A 14,379-nucleotide genomic window follows, 5' to 3' on the forward strand; every position below is an offset into this window, starting at 1 on the left:
TGATATTCCCACCAGAAGAGCTCAAATTTTTCCATATTGTCGTGGAAGAATTCAAAAACTTCGGGCCAATGCTTTTTGTTGTGAATGTTCACGTTTGGTTTTTCAACATAAACACGTGAAATGACTTTTCCGCTGCTGCGTATATATTCCTTTTCAAAAAGAATATCTTCAGAAACTTCTGCTTTAAGCAGGTTTTTTAAGCTTTCAAACTTTTCAAAATAGTATTCACGGAATACTTGATCATAGGTTTCAATATCAAATGAAACCATCGCTTTATCGTTATCAAAACTAAATTTCAAATTGATTTCTTTTACTTTGGTATCATACAGCAACCATTTTTTTTGATAACGTTTACCAAAGAAAATCCAGAAATCTTCACGTAGTTTTTTTGATTCTTCCCTGCTAAACATATTAGAGTAAATAGGCTAGAGTTATTCCCAGTAAAATAACACCAAATTTAGTCGCATTGAACTGGTGATTTTTAGAGGATTCAAAAAGTATAGTGGTAGATACATGTAATAAAACGCCAACGACAATCGCATTTATACTACTTTTTAAAGTTAAAGACCAAATATCTAACGCTCCTAAATAACTTCCTAAAGGAGTCATCAAAGCAAAAACGCTTAAAAAGGCCACAATTTGAAGCTTGCTAATGTTTGATGACAACAAGAAAGAGCTGATGATAATGGCAATTGGGATTTTATGCACAACGATTCCGTAGACAAGATCTTGATTTTGCGACAACGGAAAACCTTCAAATGCTGAATGCACACACAAACTAACGAGTAATAGCCACGGGATATTTTTTCGGGCTTTATCTAGGTGTAAATGTCCGTGTTCTGCACCTCTGGAAATAAATTCTAATAAGATTTGAAGTAGCAATCCCGCCATAATGAATAAGCCGACATTCTCATTGCTAGAAGCGTAAAGCTCGGGTAAAAATTCAAAAATCGTAATTGAAAGTAAAAAGGCCCCACTAAAAGCCAACAGCAATTTTACAGACGTGTCTAAAGTAGGTTTAAAAAGTAGCGCAATAACAAAACCCAGTAAAACTGCGGCTACAGGTAAAATAAAAATCATAGAATCGTTAGCTAGAAATTCTTAGTCGTAACAAGCCGACAAAATTAACCTATTTTTGCAATCAAAATTTTAACGATGGAAGGGAACTTTAAAATGCTGGCAAAAACCTTATTTGGTTTTGAAGATTTACTAGCACGAGAATTACGGGAATTAGGAGCAGGAGATATAGAAATAGGAACACGAAGTGTTGGTTTTTCTGGTGATACAGGTTTTATGTACAAGGCCAATTTATGCTGCCGTACTGCCATAAAAATTTTAAAGCCGCTGCGCTCTTTTGTAGTCAAAGATGAAAATGCACTTTATGCTGCGGTGAAGAGTATCGATTGGAGCCAATATATGCGTGTTAATGACACCTTTGCTATCAATGCCACCATAAGTGGTGAACAGTTTACACATTCTTTGTTTGTTGCTCAAAAAGCCAAGGACGCGGTTGTAGATCAGTTTAGAGAGGCTACGGGCGATCGACCGGATGTAGATCTGAAATTCCCCGATTTGAGCATTGACATTCATATACGCCACAACAGATGTACGATTTCGCTTGATAGCAGTGGCGTTTCGTTACATCAGCGAGGATATCGTTTAAGCACCAATATTGCCCCTATAAATGAAGTTTTGGCCGCGGGCTGTTTAATGCTTGCCGGGTGGAAGGGGTACAGTGATTTTCTTGACCCAATGTGCGGTAGTGGGACAATGCTTATTGAAGCTGCGATGATCGCCTGCAATATTCCGCCTAATTTGAACCGAAAGCAGTTTGGTTTTGAAAATTGGCACGATTGGGATCCAGATCTTTTTGACGTGATCGAAGCTGCAGCGTTGAAGAAAATACGGGAGTTCCATTTTACCATTCAAGGCTATGATCTAGATCCTTCAGTAATCGATAAAGCCAAAGAGAATATTAAAAATGCCGAATTGAGCGAGTTTATTTCTATAAAGCAAGCCGACTTTTTTAAGACTGAAAAAGAACGCGAGCGTCATTTGCATATGGTTTTTAATCCGCCGTACGGCGAAAGAATTCCGGTAGAAATGGAAGCTTTTTATAAAAATATAGGAGATACGCTGAAGCAAAATTATAAAGATACCGAAGCTTGGTTCATCACTTCAAACCTCGAATCTTTAAAGCACGTAGGCTTACGCACCAGCCGAAAAATAAAGCTTTATAATGGTTCGTTAGAATCACGTCTAGTGAAATATGATATTTATGCCGGTTCTAAAAAGGCGAAGTATCAGAACAACGATTAATTACAGAACACCGTAATAAAAAAAGCGAGAAATTTATTTCTCGCTTTTTTTATTGGCGTCGCTAAAGGGATTAATCTCTTTAGCGCGTGAATTAAAGAATTCTTTTTATAACTCTTAGTTTATGGGTGTGTGTGCGACGTTCTGCATTATAAATACCCGTGTGATCTATACGATCAATACGCACCTCACCATGGCAATGTATAATATAATTGTCTTGAAGCATTATTCCCACGTGTACGATAGCACCTTCGTCATTATCAAAAAAGGCCAGATCGCCAGGTTCACTTTCTTCAATAAAGCTTAAAGCTTCCCCTTGAGTCGCTTGCTGGGAAGCGTCTCTAAATAAGGAATGTCCGTTAAGTCTATATACCATTTGCGTAAAGCCACTACAATCTAAACCGAAAGGTGTACGACCACCCCACAAATACGGACTTTTCAAATACAGTAATGCGGTGTTAATGAATGTGGCTTTCTCTCGTTTTTCTGCAACAGAATTACCTTCGTAATGATCACCAGTTAATGACAAATTTGCCAATTGCGCTCCTAATGGAATGCTGAGCACGTGCTCGTCTGAAGAAGTAGCCATCTGCAAGAGATCACTGGCGAGAATAGGAGTGCGCTCTTGGGCAGCATCATAATCTTCAACCGTAATTTCTTTATATTGCTTGTTGTCAATCCACCCCTCATATTTATCATGTGCAAGACGGATGCGACTCCATTTCTTACGGATTTCAAGCACTTTAAAATGCTCACCATAAAGTACTTGGTTGATCATTTCGGCCGCATCTGCAGGCTCTAAACGCATAGGTACAATACTTAATGGGCAAATGCCGTAATTCATCAGGCGGTTTTGAAATTTTTGTAAAAGTAATTCAAATGATTTTTTCCCACCAAAATGATTATTAACAAGACGTGTATAACTTCAGTTTCAATACAATTTTATCTGGAAATCACCATTGCCGAAGCGCCACCGCCACCATTACAAATCGCAGCAGCACCCAACTTGGCATTATTCTGTTTTAAAACGTTTATGAGCGTGATGAGAATACGCACACCACTACATCCCAAAGGATGCCCAAGAGATACGGCACCGCCATTTACATTTACTTTATCTGCAGATAAACCTAAGATCTTCATATTGGCTAAACCAACAACAGAAAAGGCTTCGTTAAACTCAAAATAATCAATCTCACCTTGACCTACGCCCGCTTTTGCCAAGGCTTTAGGCAAAGCTTTTGAGGGAGCGGTAGTGAACCACTCAGGATCTGTAGCAGCATCAGCATAACTTTTGATGGTGCATAAAACTTCTAGATTAAGTTCTTCAGCTTTTTCTTTAGTCATTAAAATGACAGCACCGGCACCATCATTAATCGTAGAGGCATTTGCAGCGGTCACCGTACCATCTTTTGAAAATGCCGGTCTTAGGCTGCTTATCTTGTCCATACGAATATTCTTAAATTCTTCGTCTTCTTTGATTAGAACAGGTTCTCCACGACGCTGTGGCACTTCCACAGGAACAACTTCATCAGTAAACTTTCCGCTTTCCCAGGCAGCAGCTGAACGTTTATAGCTTTCAATAGCAAATGCATCTTGGTCTTCACGAGAAAAATTATATTCTTGAGCACAAGCATCTGCACAAACACCCATCGCATTACCATCGTAGGCATCGACGAGTCCGTCTTTTTGCATACCGTCTACCAAAGTCGTCGGACCAAATTTTTGCCCGTTACGCATATGTACGTAATGTGGAATTTGGCTCATACTTTCCATTCCGCCGGCAACAACGACCTCATTATCTCCAAGAGCGATAGATTGCGCAGCAAACATTACCGCTTTCATTCCTGAAGCACAAACCTTATTTACGGTGGTACACGGAACATTTTTTGGAATACCGGCACCAAGTGCTGCTTGTCGCGCAGGCGCTTGACCAACCCCGGCTTGTACCACATTTCCCATAAAAATTTCATTGACTAAAGTCGGGTCTAAATCAATTTTATCTAAAGCTCCTTTGATCGCAGCAACTCCCAGATCAACAGCGGTAAGTGAAGATAAACTTCCTAAAAAACTACCTATTGGAGTACGCACGGCGGAAACGATAACTATATCTTTTTGCATCTTATTTGTGTGTTTTTTGATAGAACTCAAAAGTAAGGAATACCAAACGAAAACGTTATCTTTTAGTCAATACTTAACACCTTAAGCTTCCCGTTTAATTTTAGTACTTTTACTTTTAAGTGCATGCTCAAGGAATTGAATAAACTTGAAAAATTCAGGTTGGTCTTATTGAAGTTAAGCCTTGACATTAGGAGCCTCACACGTGTTTTATGAGTAGTATTTTAAACCGGTTTTATAAAAATCAAGGTGCAATATATAAGGTGTTGTTATGTATTGCAAGTACCATTCTTATCGTTTATCTCTTTCCGAAAAGCGGGAAGTTTCAGTTTGATTTTCAGCAGAATAAACCTTGGCAATATGATAATTTGTATGCGCCGGTAGATTTTGCGATTCTGAAAAGCGAAGACCAGCTAGAGCAGGAGCGTGCCGATGTTGAGAATTCGATTATTCCTTATTTTAATTATGATCAGGATATTGCCAATGAGGCTAAGGCAGCCTATGAAAACCAGTTTGCTTCGGTTTTTACCGATTCGATCTTTAGAAACCGGCAGGACGAACTCAAGAATTTTGGTCTCCAAATTCTTGATGACATTTATAAATACGGGGTCATAAGCGATCTTGTGGCTTTTCAGGAAGGAAGAAAGATTTACTTACGTCGCGGTAATGAAATCGAAGAAACTTCTATAGAAAACCTGAATACGACCGATGAGATCAGCGCGCTTATCAACAGGCGTCTTGTGAACGGACCTTATGTGCAAGCCGCCAATCGTTTTAAAGAGCTGTTTTATGATGTGGTGCAACCTAACGTAACCTACGATGAAAAGCTCACCAATAAAGAGCTCAATGCAGAATTGAGTAAAATCGCTCCTACAAAAGGTGTGGTAAACAAAGGAAGCCGAATTGTCGCAAAAGGAGAGATCGTTGAGCAGAGTACTTACCAAATTTTAAAGTCGCTTCAAGCCGAATATGAATCCCAATCCTGGACGGCCAGCAAATACAATTGGGTTGTTTTTGGTTATGTGTTGCTGGTTTCAGTGGCACTTACAATGCTTTTGCTTTTTATCAAAACCTATAGAGAGCAGGTTTTTGAGAACAATACAATGGTCACTTTTATTTTCTTCAATATCATTTTAATGGTGTTGTTTACGACCTTGATCGTAAAGTATGATGCCAATTATGTATATGTGGTTCCTTTGTGTATACTTCCGCTGGTGATCAAGGCGTTTTTTGATTCGCGATTGGGACTGTTTACTCACGTGATCACGCTTCTGCTGTTGGGTTTTATCGTGCCTAATACTTCAGAGTATATGTTTTTGCAAGTGATCGCCGGGATCGTGACGATTTTAACGGTTTCAGAGTTGTATAAGCGGGCTAATTTATTTATTTCGGTAGGGCAGATCACTTTTATATACATCATTGGGTATTTTGCGTTCCATATCATTCATGAAGGGACTGTAGACAACCTTGAATGGGAAACCTTTAGTTTGTTTATCATTACCGGTCTTGCTACATTATTCGTTCAGCCGCTTATTTATGCGTATGAGAAGATCTTTGGCCTTGTGAGCGATCTTTCGCTGTTAGAGCTTACCGATACCAATTCTAAGCTGCTGAAAAACTTAGCCAATAAAGCACCGGGAACTTTTCACCATAGTTTGAATGTAGCAAACCTTGCAGAAGCTGCCGCAAATGAGATTGGAGCCAATGCGATGCTGACTCGGGTAGGGGCATTGTATCACGATATTGGCAAAATGGTAAATCCTACAGATTTTACCGAAAATCAATCGACAGGAATCAACACGCACGAAGACTTATCACCTCGAGAAAGTGCACGTATCATCATTGATCACGTGATTAACGGGATTGAAATTGCGCGTAAGAATAATCTACCGGATCGGGTTATAGATTTCATCAGAACACATCATGGGACCAGCACGGTATATTTTTTCTACAAAAAAGCGCAGGAGCAGGATGAGGATGTAAATATTGATGACTTTAGATATCCCGGGCCCTTGCCGTTTAGTAAGGAGACTGCAATCCTGATGATGGCAGATAGTGTAGAGGCGGCTAGTAAAAGTTTGAAGTCACCAACTTCTGTGTTGATCGATTCTTTTGTAGAAAAGATCATCAACAAGCAAATGGAGGAAAATCAATTCTTGAACGCGACGATTACCTTCAAAGAAATACAGATTATTAAAAAAGTATTGAAGTCAAAGCTGAATAATATCTATCATCTGCGAATTGAATATCCTGAATAGGGTTTTGTGAAATTCTTGTTTTCAGGGAGTTAAAAAAAGATTGAAAAAAAGTTATAGAAATTCTTCAAAAAGCTTTGGTTGATCGAAAACTTAGATATATATTTGCACCCGCGTTTTGAGAGAGACGCCAACGTTCTTAGGAGAGGTGCCAGAGTGGTAATGGAGCAGATTGCTAATCTGTCGACGGGTAACCGTCGCCAGGGTTCGAATCCCTGTCTCTCCGCAACTTTTTTAAGAAAACACCTCGGGGTGTAGCGTAGCCCGGTCATCGCGCCTGCTTTGGGAGCAGGAGGTCGCAGGTTCGAATCCTGCCACCCCGACGAACCACTTGAAAGTGGTAATCAAAAACCTGTTAGTTTTTAACTAACAGGTTTTTTTATTTTAAAACTAGACAAATCTGATTTACCTTAAAACAAGCAGTTTAGTCCTTTAAACCTATCCAAATTCTTCATCAAAGACTTATTTTTCAAAAGAAAACAAAGTAAATAGCGAGGATGCTCACAAACTGTCTTTCCAGAGACTGTTTGAAAAGGTCTTTAGAATGCCTTATATTGAGAATTTTAGAGCAAAAAAATCCTTTGTCTATAAAGTTATTTTCAGAATAAGTATTTTACAGGAAGTTAATTGGTTTAGCAGAAGTTTTGACTTATAGCACAGACATAGATAAAAGCCGAAAGCGTTTTGTAAATCAATGTCTAGTATACAAAACGCCATGTTTTTACTAAATTTTTCGAGCCCTAACTATGAACCATAAATTAGAATTACAATTTCAAACGTGTTCCAACCAATCTAAAAATCTATTGGTGTGTCTTCACGGTAATTCTGTAGACTCCAATTATTTTTCAGTATTGCTAGCAGGTGTCGCCGGATGGAGGGTGGTAGCGCCTGATTTTATAGGACACGGAGAAAGCCCTAAGCTAGATTCTGAAGATTATAATTATGAGAATTTTGTACAGTGTTTGGTTCAATTCATCGATCAATTTTCATACGACCGACTAGTGATAGTTGGGCATTCTATGGGAGGAAATCTGGCTATTGAATTGATGAACCTTCTTCAGATAGATGGTTTATTGCTAATGGCATCCCTTCCTGTTTCATACTCCAGTAAGTTATCTCCTTATCTAAAAATGCCCGATTTTAAATTGTCTGAGCGTCACCAAGAAAATAGGATTCTTGCTGAAAAATATCTTTCTCAGCTTTCAACAGATCAATCTTCGATAAGTTATTTGACTCAGGCTTTCTTAAAAACCGACCCTGTTTTTCGTGATCGATTGCTGGAAGAATTTGGCGCTATGAAATTCTCTGATCAGCTAGAACTATTACAGCAGAATAACACAACCTATGTAGGTTATTTAATGGGGCTTGAAGATGCGGCAATAAACAGGGAATATCTAAATCAATTGGTTAAGGAGGAGATTTTTGATTTTTTTGACGTAATTCCGAATTGCGGACATTACAGCTTCATAGAAGCACCTCTAGAAAACAAAAAGTTTGTTTTAAAATTTATTGAACGCGTTTAATGAGTAAAAATGACATGGATACGTTTTTAAATCAGCAGGCTGAAAAGCTGAAAAATTTAGAAGCCATACCTCAAAAACTCGATGGTCTAGAAAGTTACCCGCTATCAGCATCTCAATGTCTTTATATTCATAATTTCCAAACAAAGTCCATTAGTTTTCAAAAAGGTGTGTCGGAGTTCTTAGGCTATTCACAAGATGAATTCAATTCACAACTCGTCAATAGTTTTTTTCACCCACAAGATAAAGCTATAGTATCCCGACTCATTCAAGCCTCTGTGAGTTATGCCATAGAAAATAAATTTTCTCAAGACGCACACCTTTCATTGACCTACAGAATTCGAAAAAAGAATGGGGAGTATATCAAAATTCTACGGCAGTCAAAAGTATTTGAAGCAGATAAAGACGGGCATCTGGTAAGCAATTTTTCGCTGTTGACCGATATTTCTTATATGGATACCTCCAATTGCGTAGAATGGAATTTTGATGCCAACTATTTAGATCAGGCGGCTTTCAAAAGATATGTAGGGCATCAATATGAAAACTTTTTTTCAGCCCGGCAATTTGAAGTGATAAAGGGAATTACTGAAGGACTCAATAGTAAAGAAATCGCAGATTTACTGTTTATTAGTAGGCATACCGTAGATACGCACCGCAAGAATATTCTTAAAAAAGCCAGGTGTAAAAATTCGGTTGAGCTTATTTCATTTTGTAAAAAGAATGGGTTAATTTAAATGGTTGCTAATAAAATTTAGACCCCAAAATGTATGTTTCTAAAGGCATAGGAACAAGTATTTTGCCAATACGCTTTGGAGCCAGAGCAGAAATGGTAGAAATGGAAATTTAAAGTTTATTTGCGCACCATAGAAAAGCAACTGCTTTTAGCTTTAATTTGAAGCATTTTCAACTTATCGATTTTACATCTAAAACCTATTAATTTTTCAATTTAAAAGGTGTTTTGTTGTTGAATTTTTAATAAAATGTAATTATCACACTTAATTTGTCTTTTTGAAGCATTTGACTTTTTCAAGTAAAATTATGTGCGCTTTTCAAGCACATTTCATTTCGAATTCGATCATTTTCAATACCTATTTATAGGTTTGTTTGGTGTTTAAATTGTTGATTTTCAGTATTTAAAAAATTGTAAAAATAGTTTGTTTTATCAAGCAGTACACAACAGGACAGTAAAGCTACAACGTTGTAGTATCATTGTTTATGTGACTAAGTCCTAAATCTTTTACTTCTAGGAGTGGTCTTTACAACATTTACATTTTTAACTAAACAAGAATTATGAAAACTAAAAGAAAACTAAGCTCAATTTTTATTTTGCTGCTGTTTTTCTGTTCCCTTCATGTTCAGGCTCAAGAGACCATAACGGTTACTGGGACGATAACAGATGCAGAAAATGGCCAGCCATTACCAGGAGTAAATGTATTGGTCAAGGGGACCAGCACAGGAGCCATCGCCGACTTTGATGGTAATTATACTATTGATGCGGCAGCAGATGGCGTATTAATTTTTTCTTCTGTAGGTTTTGTCACTCAATCTGTTGCTATAAATGGTCGTTCTCAAATCAATTTGAGCCTAGCGGTTGACAATCAACAACTGGATGAAGTCGTGGTAGTGGGATATGGTACTCAAAGTAGTAGAAAAGTAACTGGTGCAGTCCAGCAAATTAGTACCGAAGAATTGGCAGATATACCGGTACCACAGGTTACTCAAAAACTTCAGGGGAGGTTAGTTGGTGTTCAAATCAATCAGACCACTGGTAAACCGGGACAGGGAATCTAGGTTCGTGTGAGAGGTCAGGCTTCCATTTTAGCAGGAAGTGACCCTTTATACGTGGTCGATGGGTTTCCTATTGTAGGTGATATCAGTTCTATTAATCCTGATGAAATTGAAAATATAAGTGTACTTAAAGATGCTGCTTCAACATCATTATATGGTTCACGCGCGGCAAATGGCGTTGTTTTAATAACTACAAAATCTGGTAAAACCGAGCGAGGATCGTTATCCTTGAGTTATTATGGTGGAGTACAAATCGTTCCCGAACGTGGACGACCAGATTTAATGAACGGTACTGAGTTTGCTCAATTTAGAAAAGAATCCTTTGAAGATTTAGGACAGCCGGTTCCAGAACCATTTCAAAATCCGGAACAATACGGCGAAGGTTTTGACTGGTATGACGCAATGTTTGTGGCGGCTCCTATTCAGAGTCTAAATCTCAATTGGAATTCCCGTACAGAACGCAGCTCTGTAGCGATCGTTGCAGGAGTCTTCAATCAGGACGGGGTGATGGTTAATTCAAATTTTAAAAGATACTCGCTTCGTGCAAATTCTACCTTTAAATTAAATGATAATTTAAATCTGGGCATTTCTGTCGCTCCTAATTACTCTATAGATAACTTACCAAGTTCTGATGGTGCATTTTATGCAACTAATGTAAATTCTGGTATCCCCGGAGGTTTGGTTACTAATGCAATGCAAACCTGGCCAATATTACCCTTTGAGAATCCAGACGGAACGCTTCCGCTCACTGCTTGGATTCCAGGGGTAAGTGCTTTTCCAACACCCAACTGGTATCGTGCAGCTAAAGAAATTACCAATGAAACAAAATCTACTCGTATTTTAGGAAACTTGTTTTTAGAATACCGTCCAATAGAAGGTTTAACTTTGAAAACTTCTATTAATGGCGATTTTGGAAATTCTTCCTTTTTCAACTATAGCCCTTCTACTTCATCAACGACGTTCACCGCATTACCCCCGGTGATAGCTACGTCAATACGCCGTGAGAATAAATATTTAAGCTGGTTGAATGAAAATACAGCGACTTATAATAAATCTTTTGGAAACCACAACTTTGAATTACTTGGTGGAATTTCGTACCAAAAGTATGAAGGAGACAACTCCCAGCTATATTTGTCTAATTTTCCAGACGATCGCATTCGCACCATACAATCGGCGCTTAATATCGATAGAACAGCTTCTTTTAATAATATTAATCACTGGAGTTTATCTTCCTATTTCTCGAGATTGAACTATGACTATGACGGTAAATACTTAGTAACATTGGCATTACGTCGTGATGGTTCGTCTAGATTTGGTTCAAACAATCGCTGGGGTAACTTTCCTTCAGTCTCTGCAGGATGGGTGTTTTCTGATGAATCTTTCCTAGAAAATGCAGATTTTTTAAGTTTTGGTAAAATAAGAGCAAGTTATGGTGTCATCGGTAATAACAACATAGGAAACTATACCCAATATGCATTGGTCGATAATTCAATTAATGCTGTTTTTGGGAACACTGTAGCAAGTGGTGCTGCTGTTACTACTTTAGGTAATGCTAATTTAGGTTGGGAACGTACAAAACAGTTTGACATTGGATTAGACCTGAGATTCTTCAATAATAGAGTTGAGTTTATCTATGATTATTACAAGAAAAATACCACAGACCTTTTATTTAATGTGGCTATACCACAAGAATCAGGTTTTTCGAATTTTAACGATAACGTTGGAGAAATTGAATTTTGGGGTCATGAGTTTGCTATCGTAAGTCGAAATGTGGCCAATGATAATTTTACGTGGAATACAAACTTTAATATCGCCTTTAACCGAAATAAAGTGGTGGCATTGGCAGAAGGAGTAGATCGAATTTTCTCACCAGGGGGAAACTATACCAGCATAACACGCGCAGGTGAACCTCTAGGACAATTTTGGGGTTTAATTCACGACGGTGTATATGATAATCAAGCAGAATTTGATTCCTCACCACGCGCGGTAGAATCTGAAGTAGGTACTATCAAATTTGCCGATGTCAACGGGGACGGCGTCATTACATTCGGGAATGAAAATGATGACCGCACGGTAATTGGTAATCCGTTTCCTGATTACATTTTTGGTATTACTAATGACTTTAAATACAAGAATTGGGATGCAAGTGTGGTTATTTCAGGATCAGTAGGTAATGACATCGCAGTTACCACAGATCAAGGTCTTACAAATCTTGATGGTGTTTTTAATGTACTCAGAGATGTACAGGACCGTTGGAGGTCTCCAGAGAATCCGGGAAGTGGTCGTTACGGGAAAACTACGAGCGCAACTTTTATGGAGCGTGATTGGTTCAGTTCTAGATTTATTGAAGACGGAAGTCATCTCACCGTCAAAAACATAACAGTAGGATACAATTTTCCTGTAAAAGAAGATGGATTGTTACAGCGTGCACGTGTATATGCCTCTGTTCAACAGGCATTTGTTTTTACTAAATATAGAGGGTCAAACCCAGAAATTAGTACCACAACACAAGGGCAACAGGCCGGTGCATTGTCTTTAGGTTACGACTGGGGTTCCTATCCAGTACCTAGAACGTTTACAGTAGGATTTAATCTATCATTATAAAAAATATATCATGAAAAGCATATTTAAAATATTTCTAATTCTTTTCGCAGGCATAATGATTTCCTGCGAAGAAGATTTTCTGCAACTGCCCCCGGAAGACTCTTTGAGTAAAGAAATTTTCTTCAACACTCAAAGTGATTTTGAACAAGCTATCAATGCTACCTATGCGCCATTGCGGGCGCTACACGAAGTGCCCAATGGCGTCAATTTTCAAGGGGCTTGGGGTCTGGGTGAACTTACTTCAGATAACACGTATTATAAATACAACTCAAATTATCGAGCAGTACAAGATGGAGAAAGCTTGGCCGATTTTTATGTGAATGACGGTAATGCTACCATCCAAAACAATTATGTGACCAATTATCTAATCATTTCGCGAGCCAATCAAATTCTTGCATTGATTGATGATGTCGAGTTTGATGCTGCTGCTGTAAAAGACAATGTTAAAGGGCAAGCATTGTTTTTAAGAGCGCTTAGTTATTTTGAGTTAGTACAATTTTATGGCGCTATACCGCTTCACTTAGTGCCGGTTACCGGTCGTGAAGATGCGGCGCTGCCACTTTCTGCACCCGGTGAGGTATATACTCAGATTTTAGCCGATGTGAATGACGCGATAAACCTTTTACCGGTTAAATCTAATCAGGAAGCCGGTAGAGCTACGAGAGGATCGGCACAGATGCTGTTAGCTAATGTCTATATGGTTCAAGAAAATTGGGATGATGCAGAAACTTTATTAAAAATCATCGATGCTTCAAATGAATATGATTTGTTAGGAAGTTATGCAGCTGTTTTTGATTTATCTAACCAAAATAGTATTGAGTCTATTTTTGAAGTTCAATATTTAGAAGGGACAGATGGTTTTGCAAGTTCTTTTCAGTACGAGTGGCTTCCGATGCCATTAACCGGAGAGCAGGTAGCCTCAATTACCGGGGTCACTAATTCTCAGGCAGCCAACACTCAAGGCTTTAATATACCAACACCAGATCTTCTCGGGAGTTATGAGGATGGTGATACCCGTAAGTCAGCTTCGATTGACAGTATTCTTTTAGAAGGTACCTATTTCCCCTATATCGACAAATTTTGGGAACCGCATTCAACGCCGCAGTTAACCGGAGTAAATTGGCCCGTTTATAGGTTTTCTGAAGCCTTGTTGTTTCTTGCAGAAGCTATAAATGAGCAAGGAAGACCCGGAGAAGCAGAACCTTATATAAATCGTGTAAGAGCTAGAGCAGGTCTTGACCCGGTAAGTGGTCTTAATCAGAACCAAATGCGTGAAGCTATTATGAACGAGCGACGCGTAGAATTAGCCTTTGAAAATAAGCGCTGGTTAGATTTGGTACGTACAGGTACGGCTCAGGAGGTGATGACCGCTTTCGGCCAGCGCGTAAAAGCTAATCCACAAGACTACTATTTTCCTGAAGGTTTTGCACCACCTGCGGCGGCTTTCAATTCTATATATACAACATTTCCATTACCGGCGAGTGAGGCTTTATTAAATCCAAATTTTTAGAGTATCGGTAAATTAATAAGAGAAGAAGATGTGTTTGTTTGTTTTTCTTTCCTGGTGTTTTTTAATGCCGGGAAAGATTTTCAAACTAATTTCATTTTTTACAAAATACGTTGAAAAATAAAATTCTAAAATATCAAAGCAGATTTAATAGTTCGTCACTAATTTTTTGTGAAACTAAGCGTATAAATAGGGATCTGTGCAATTCATTAAAATTAAATACTCTTATTTTTAAAGGGACAAAACAACAGAAGCAAATCAATCTGAAAAATAA

At 38.3% G+C, this 14,379-nt stretch carries 11 protein-coding genes and 2 tRNA genes (1 of these 13 running past the window's edge); 9 read left to right on the forward strand and 4 right to left on the reverse strand.

Features of this window, described 5'->3' with window-relative positions:
• Positions 1-410: the 5' portion of a DUF4268 domain-containing protein gene (locus tag MED217_RS06515; protein ID WP_009779696.1), read on the reverse strand. The gene continues 19 nt to the left of window position 1, outside the view; the window shows 410 of its 429 coding nt (coding positions 1-410); the start codon lies at positions 408-410; the stop codon falls past the left edge of the window.
• A 1-nt stretch (position 411) separates the two neighbouring features.
• Positions 412-1,080, reverse strand: coding sequence for a ZIP family metal transporter (locus tag MED217_RS06520; RefSeq protein ID WP_009779697.1), 669 nt, complete (start codon positions 1,078-1,080; stop codon positions 412-414).
• A 75-nt stretch (positions 1,081-1,155) separates the two neighbouring features.
• Between MED217_RS06520 and MED217_RS06525 the strand changes: the two genes are divergently transcribed.
• Complete coding sequence (locus tag MED217_RS06525; RefSeq protein WP_009779698.1) at positions 1,156-2,319, forward strand: THUMP domain-containing class I SAM-dependent RNA methyltransferase; 1,164 nt, start codon at positions 1,156-1,158, stop codon at positions 2,317-2,319.
• A 91-nt stretch (positions 2,320-2,410) separates the two neighbouring features.
• Here MED217_RS06525 and MED217_RS06530 read toward each other — a convergent pair whose 3' ends face one another.
• Positions 2,411-3,160, reverse strand: coding sequence for a C40 family peptidase (locus MED217_RS06530; protein WP_040532631.1), 750 nt, complete (start codon positions 3,158-3,160; stop codon positions 2,411-2,413).
• A gap of 98 nt (positions 3,161-3,258) precedes the next feature.
• On the reverse strand, positions 3,259-4,434 hold the full coding sequence (locus tag MED217_RS06535; RefSeq protein WP_009779700.1) for an acetyl-CoA C-acyltransferase: 1,176 nt from the start codon (positions 4,432-4,434) through the stop codon (positions 3,259-3,261).
• Positions 4,435-4,643: 209 nt separating this feature from the next.
• Here MED217_RS06535 and MED217_RS06540 point away from each other — a divergent pair, with 209 nt between their 5' ends.
• From MED217_RS06540 to MED217_RS06570, 8 genes are all read left to right on the forward strand, one after another.
• Positions 4,644-6,689: an HD family phosphohydrolase gene (locus MED217_RS06540; RefSeq protein ID WP_009779701.1), complete on the forward strand. Its 2,046-nt coding sequence runs from the start codon at positions 4,644-4,646 to the stop codon at positions 6,687-6,689.
• Positions 6,690-6,828: 139 nt separating this feature from the next.
• Positions 6,829-6,912 (forward strand) — tRNA-Ser (locus MED217_RS06545).
• Positions 6,913-6,934: 22 nt separating this feature from the next.
• Positions 6,935-7,009, forward strand: a tRNA-Pro gene (locus MED217_RS06550).
• A 423-nt stretch (positions 7,010-7,432) separates the two neighbouring features.
• A complete protein-coding gene (locus MED217_RS06555; protein WP_009779702.1) occupies positions 7,433-8,209 on the forward strand; it encodes an alpha/beta fold hydrolase in 777 nt (258 codons plus the stop codon).
• Entirely contained in the window at positions 8,209-8,940 is a 732-nt protein-coding gene (locus MED217_RS06560) for a LuxR C-terminal-related transcriptional regulator (RefSeq protein WP_009779703.1), read from the forward strand. Before MED217_RS06555 ends, MED217_RS06560 begins: the two co-directional genes overlap by 1 nt.
• Positions 8,941-9,496: 556 nt before the next feature.
• On the forward strand, positions 9,497-9,997 hold the full coding sequence (locus MED217_RS19200; RefSeq protein WP_009779704.1) for a carboxypeptidase-like regulatory domain-containing protein: 501 nt from the start codon (positions 9,497-9,499) through the stop codon (positions 9,995-9,997).
• 6 nt (positions 9,998-10,003) lie between these two features.
• Entirely contained in the window at positions 10,004-12,598 is a 2,595-nt protein-coding gene (locus tag MED217_RS06565) for a SusC/RagA family TonB-linked outer membrane protein (protein WP_009779705.1), read from the forward strand.
• 10 nt (positions 12,599-12,608) lie between these two features.
• On the forward strand, positions 12,609-14,108 hold the full coding sequence (locus MED217_RS06570; RefSeq protein ID WP_040532632.1) for a RagB/SusD family nutrient uptake outer membrane protein: 1,500 nt from the start codon (positions 12,609-12,611) through the stop codon (positions 14,106-14,108).
• Positions 14,109-14,379: the final 271 nt, after the last annotated feature.

It is taken from the genome of Leeuwenhoekiella blandensis MED217, from assembly GCF_000152985.1.
In the GTDB taxonomy this organism is placed as follows: Bacteria; Bacteroidota; Bacteroidia; order Flavobacteriales; family Flavobacteriaceae; genus Leeuwenhoekiella; species Leeuwenhoekiella blandensis.

Coding starts and splice junctions, on each gene's coding strand:
- MED217_RS06535 (WP_009779700.1), bottom strand. CDS start 4,434: ATGCAAAAAGATATAGTTATCGTTTCCGCCGTGCGTACTCCAATAGGT.
- MED217_RS06520 (WP_009779697.1), bottom strand. CDS start 1,080: ATGATTTTTATTTTACCTGTAGCCGCAGTTTTACTGGGTTTTGTTATT.
- MED217_RS06530 (WP_040532631.1), bottom strand. CDS start 3,160: ATGAATTACGGCATTTGCCCATTAAGTATTGTACCTATGCGTTTAGAG.
- MED217_RS06570 (WP_040532632.1), top strand. CDS start 12,609: ATGAAAAGCATATTTAAAATATTTCTAATTCTTTTCGCAGGCATAATG.
- MED217_RS06555 (WP_009779702.1), top strand. CDS start 7,433: ATGAACCATAAATTAGAATTACAATTTCAAACGTGTTCCAACCAATCT.
- MED217_RS06560 (WP_009779703.1), top strand. CDS start 8,209: ATGAGTAAAAATGACATGGATACGTTTTTAAATCAGCAGGCTGAAAAG.
- MED217_RS06525 (WP_009779698.1), top strand. CDS start 1,156: ATGGAAGGGAACTTTAAAATGCTGGCAAAAACCTTATTTGGTTTTGAA.
- MED217_RS19200 (WP_009779704.1), top strand. CDS start 9,497: ATGAAAACTAAAAGAAAACTAAGCTCAATTTTTATTTTGCTGCTGTTT.
- MED217_RS06540 (WP_009779701.1), top strand. CDS start 4,644: ATGAGTAGTATTTTAAACCGGTTTTATAAAAATCAAGGTGCAATATAT.